The organism is Halosimplex salinum (assembly GCF_003730195.1).
Classification (GTDB): Archaea; Halobacteriota; Halobacteria; order Halobacteriales; family Haloarculaceae; genus Halosimplex; species Halosimplex salinum.
This window is the reverse complement of the sequence record NZ_QWGG01000022.1, coordinates 1-4,747: the sequence shown is the minus strand read 5'-3', so window position 1 is coordinate 4,747 and position 4,747 is coordinate 1. Positions and strand designations below refer to the sequence as shown.

The window sequence follows — 4,747 nt, the reverse complement described above, 5'->3', positions numbered from 1 at the left end:
CGGGATGGTCTCCGAGCGGAGACCATCCCTGGAAAAAATCAATTAGCCCTTGCTGAGGGTACATATCCCCCCGATTGGTCGCCTATTACGAGATAGTGGCGAAATTCATCGGGGCTAAACACGTACGAATATCTTATCCGAAAGGCGCGTTTATTCCCGATCCACCTGCGGAATTTGTCCATAATGTGGATCAACAGACACAGAATCATGTGAACTCTATTATTGAACACTGGATTGAGCAAACACAGGACAACCTATCACAAATCGTGGTTCAGTCACATGAGCTACTCCCCGAAGAAATTGAAGAGGCATGTTCTAGATTAGATGAGAAGGGAACGAGGCCGAAGGCGATCGTAATTAATGGGTTTAGGGCTTCTAACAGTCTTAGGAGAAGCGACTACTTTGTAGAGGAAGTTGGTGAAGATGAAGATGTGCTTGGCGGGTTCTCGTATGACGACGGCGAGTCGATTCCGATTTATCGTGGATCTACTAGAGCTTTCGATGGCTTGGTGCTAGCTGGAGATGGACAATCTCTGGAAGTTAGTGAATACCAGCGTGACAGAAATACAGTCTTTGTTGATATTGAAGAGGTCACTCGTGACTTATTAAAAGAGGAAGACCCGCAAGGATTCGAGGAAATGACGGATGAGGAGATAAGAAACCGCCTGCAATCGGTCTGGATACAGATATGGTATTACTCTGAGATCGAGGCCTCAGCAGAATTTGGAGCACTGCTTACAGTTAATGGGTCTGATTGAAACCCCCAACTGGTGAGAGGCTCACCGACAGTACTCCATACAGTGCGCTAGTCACTCACAACTTATAGAACCCTCTTTCGAAGGCTGAAAACGACTATACCCAACTAATAGCTTGCTGAATTCATCCTCTATATCGTCTATGCGTCTCCTAACAAGAGACAGATAGATTGAGCCTCTTTACCGGTAAGTGAGCCCCCCTGTGTGTATTGACGGCGGTGAAAAAACCATCAGATTCTGGTGATTTCATAGAGTCGGTCAGAACATATCGAGACCGGCCTGTGCCGGGTCACTCTCGTCGGTTGTCTGAGTGGCTGTACTCTCGGCTGTCTTGGGGTTCTCTCCGGGAGTCTGTCCGGGAAGACTCGGGACACTCCGAAGAAGCTGGTCGGAGACCTCACCGGCCGCGAACCACTCGGCGAGAAATTCTGCTGCCATTGTCGTGGAATCGTGGAGCCAGAATGCCGTCGGGACACCGTCGGTTTCGATGTCGAGTTCATTGACGTGCTCGGTGAACCAGCGGTCGCGGTCGCGTTTGAGCGCTTCGCGGAGGTCACGAGCTCTATCGCGAATTTCGTCGTCTGCGGGGAGGATCGGGAAGTTCGAGGGAAGCATCGCGTCCACTTCCTGGTTATTGCCGGCGATCCCGTCGAGGTACTGGCGGAAGGCGTACTGGTAGAGGCTGACGAACTCCGCGTTGGTGAATGCGGCGTGCGTGAGGGAGGCCGTCGAACAGAGTGCCGCGAGCTCGCCCCACGTTGCGACGGGTACACGCTCACCTGTCGGAGTGTCCTCAACGAGTGCGCGGCGTTCCTCGTGGATACCGTCCTCGAGGTTGGCGGCGCCGGCGGCGTGGTTACTCGCGACGACCGGGTCGGCGGTAACGCGATACGTCTGGATCTTGGTGAGAGTGACTGTGTCGATCTGCATAGTCAGGAGGAGTGGGGTGCTTGGGTAGGCTCTCGTCGAACGTGTGAAGTCCGCGAGACAACGGGACTCACAAGCAGGCTGGTGACGGGTCGTGTGGGTGGTGGTCGGTGTCGTCGAGTGAATCGCACTCGGACGTGTCGTCTTGAGTGGAACATGACGGGCAGGAAGCGAGGTCGTTGTCGTGTGGGCAGCGGAGGGGGGCACCGTCTCGCTCCAAGACTGTCTGGACGGTATCGAATTGGGCGACGATGAGAGTGTCTGTCGCGACGTGGTAGTAGGCGTTGGCGTCGACAACGGTGTTGTCGAGGACCTCGACGGGGATAGCGTTGTGGAGAGCTTCAGTGAGCGTAATCGCGGGCGACCCGCGCGTAAGCCACTGCAGTTGGGGGTGGCTCCCCGGGTCTGTGATGGAAGGCGTCATCGTGATTACCGTTGCTTCCGGGGCGTGTGAGTGGCTGCGACGGTCGGGCTGACGAACCGGTGGGCGCGCTGCGGGATGTCAACACCGACGTCGATCGGGAGAACGTACTTGGCATCGACGTCTCCCTCGTGAGCGGTGGCGAGACAGGATGCAGCCGCCAGTTCGTGTTTGCACATCACCGCCCACTTGTTCGTCTGCTTATAGGGACAGCCACAGACGACGGCGTCCGACCAGGGAAGGAACGCGTAAGTGGACCCGCTGGCGAATTCCCCGACGATGAGCGGCGCCGGGAGAGTGATCCCATATTCGGAGGGCAGGATGTGGTTATCGAGCTGGGCTTCCCGAATGATGTCGTCTACATCGAGGTCGTGTTCGTCGGCATACTCGATGGGATCGGTGTTCGCGTCGACGATGACGACTCCGTGGAAAGTGTTTGCGTGGAGGGGGAGGAGGGAGTCGGCTGTTCCTTGAATAGTGTCGAGATTTTTCGGGATGAGTTCCGTGTACCACTTTCGGCGATTGGCGCGAATCTGCTCGAGCTCGTGGTAATGGGGTTCGAGCTCACCTGTGAGGAAGGCAGGAGCCTCGTCCAAGAAGTCATCGAGGCAGTCGTAGGAGGGGAAGAACCGGCGTTCGCTCTCGTAGGTATCGACGAGCGTTTTCTGGATGTACTGCCGGGCGAGCGAGGTGGGGGCGTGGGTGTCGTGAGACAAGAGCCCGCCAGCCTCGATGATGTCGAGACGGATGCGGTGCTCGATCGGTTCGATCTCCGGTGGGTCACTGCCCGTGGTGTTCTCATAGTCAGGGTGCGATGCGTCGAGCGCGCCTGGGGGAAGTTCGAGTGGTGGGAGGTGCTCGTCCGCCGGGGTGATCTGGTGGGTAGACATGCGTAGTTACCTCCACCACCTGTGGGGGGCGAGAAAGCAACCGGAGAGTGCTCATCACGAGTTACCCCACAATAGTTATGGCTATGCCCCTCTGTGGGGTAACTAATGACGGGCGACACTGAGAGACCTTCTGGACCTAACCTTCCGGCACACGTTCGAGACGCGGTAGACGAATTATCGGTCGAGGAGCTGGAGGACTTGGCTGACTACGCACAGGCTCTTGCCGATTGGAAGCGGGAGCAACCACCTGCATCTCCAGATACCGCTCCCGAGGATGCCGTCGACGATGATGTCGTCGAAGATCTCGAGGAGCAGGGTGTCTCGATGGATCCCGACGACTACGATGATGTCCCCGCTACAGGAGCCTATATCACGGTGAAGACGACGAAAATAGAAGATGGTAAAAAATACCAATATTATTACTGGCAATGGAGAGAGGGGGGCTCTTGGAGGAACGAATATATTGCTCCCGTCAATCCACGGTGAGCGATAAACGGGCTTTCTCGGCGAAGGAGGAGGGATCAGAATCAGTCCATTGACCTTCGAATTTATGATGACACGAAGGACAAAGTGAGATTAGATTTGAAGGATCGTTCAATGTATTATCCTCTGAATTCCCGTCAATAGGGAGTTCCCTGGCAGGTTTGATGTGGTGAACATTTAGATCCTGCTCACAGTCACATCGCGGTTTGCCACAGCACCTACACATCTCGTCATCGCGCTGAATTACTAATTCTCGTGTAGCATCCCAATCTGGCCCGTAGTAATAATTCCATTCCGAGTCAAACGTCTGATTGGGCTCGTATCCAGCTGAAACAATTGCATCGTTCCAAGTTCCGAACTCCAATTGGTAGGTGCGAGGTGCGAAGTACCCGTACTCGGCCATGTCTGTTTTTGAGGGAACACGTCCAAGATCTTCATAGAGTTGGTGTATCTCGGCCAATAACTCCTTTTCGGGAATATCCATAGCGGCGTTTACCTGATATCCCGCTCTTTGTAGTGCTTCATTCCAACTACCAAACTGCTTCTGAAAGTCTCGGAGAGCGTATCTACTCCGTTTGAGAACATCTCCTGCTGTGGGTACCCTATCAAGTTGTTCGGCTAACCGTTTAATCTCCGAAATAAGATCTGTATCCCCAAAATTCGTCTCGCGGCGAGGCTCAAGGCCAGCACGTTTTACTGCTTCAGTCCAAGAATCAAAATAATTCTGATAAGTAGTGACGCTAAACGGTCCATCTTCATCCATTTCCCCAGCGGTGGGCGTTCTCCCCTTTTGACTACTCAAATTAATTATCTCATCCAGTAATGCTGCTCTTTTTTCCGCTTCTGTATGATATCTAAAATGAATTCGAGCACCGCGTGTTGAGTCAAATATCTCCGTGCAACCGTCAACTACACATTCTGACGTGTCGGTCTTAGACATCTCCGTAGTATTCACCCGGTTTTGGATGTTCGTCGTGGACTGCGACAACATCATCAACAAACTCTTCTACCGAAAGACCCAGAGGAGCTTCTTCTGTCGGTTCAACAGGCTCAAACTCAACCATAACCAGGTTGTATGAGAGTGATGCTTCAACGATTTTGCAGTAGTGTGGTCCATCGTCATCCCATCTCGTGTTGAGTTCAACGTACGTGTTTAGCCCCGATGAATTTCGCCACTATCTCGTAATAGGCGACCAATCGGGGGGATATGTACCCTCAGCAAGGGCTAATTGATTTTTTCCAGGGATGGTCTCCGCTCGGAGACCATCCCG

General features: G+C 53.6%; 7 protein-coding genes. 2 read left to right on the top strand and 5 right to left on the bottom strand.

The genetic code is table 11. From position 1 onward, the window contains the following. Nucleotides 1-185 precede the first annotated feature (185 nt). A complete protein-coding gene (locus D1409_RS25085; protein ID WP_164471903.1) occupies nt 186-758 on the top strand; it encodes a hypothetical protein in 573 nt (190 codons plus the stop codon). Between the two features lie 255 nt (nt 759-1,013). Here the strand turns inward: D1409_RS25085 and D1409_RS24145 are convergent, their stop codons facing one another. The 3 genes from D1409_RS24145 to D1409_RS24135 form a co-directional block, all read right to left on the bottom strand. Continuing rightward, nucleotides 1,014-1,685, bottom strand: coding sequence for a hypothetical protein (locus D1409_RS24145; RefSeq protein ID WP_123539511.1), 672 nt, complete (start codon nt 1,683-1,685; stop codon nt 1,014-1,016). Nucleotides 1,686-1,752: 67 nt separating this feature from the next. Beyond that, on the bottom strand, nt 1,753-2,106 hold the full coding sequence (locus tag D1409_RS24140; protein WP_123539510.1) for a hypothetical protein: 354 nt from the start codon (nt 2,104-2,106) through the stop codon (nt 1,753-1,755). A gap of 5 nt (nt 2,107-2,111) precedes the next feature. Further along, on the bottom strand, nt 2,112-2,993 hold the full coding sequence (locus D1409_RS24135) for a hypothetical protein (RefSeq protein WP_123539509.1): 882 nt from the start codon (nt 2,991-2,993) through the stop codon (nt 2,112-2,114). 105 nt (nt 2,994-3,098) lie between these two features. Between D1409_RS24135 and D1409_RS24130 the strand changes: the two genes are divergently transcribed. Beyond that, nucleotides 3,099-3,479: a hypothetical protein gene (locus D1409_RS24130; protein WP_123539508.1), complete on the top strand. Its 381-nt coding sequence runs from the start codon at nt 3,099-3,101 to the stop codon at nt 3,477-3,479. On the opposite strand, the gene D1409_RS24125 is transcribed toward D1409_RS24130, so the two are convergent. Both D1409_RS24125 and D1409_RS25635 read right to left on the bottom strand, forming a co-directional pair. Continuing rightward, nucleotides 3,466-4,416, bottom strand: a complete 951-nt coding sequence (locus D1409_RS24125; RefSeq protein WP_164471902.1) for a homing endonuclease associated repeat-containing protein — start codon at nt 4,414-4,416, stop codon at nt 3,466-3,468. The two genes, D1409_RS24130 and D1409_RS24125, sit on opposite strands and share 14 nt — an antisense overlap. After that, on the bottom strand, nt 4,409-4,540 hold the full coding sequence (locus D1409_RS25635; RefSeq protein WP_268895839.1) for a hypothetical protein: 132 nt from the start codon (nt 4,538-4,540) through the stop codon (nt 4,409-4,411). The genes D1409_RS24125 and D1409_RS25635 overlap by 8 nt, the downstream gene beginning before the upstream one ends. Nucleotides 4,541-4,747: the final 207 nt, after the last annotated feature.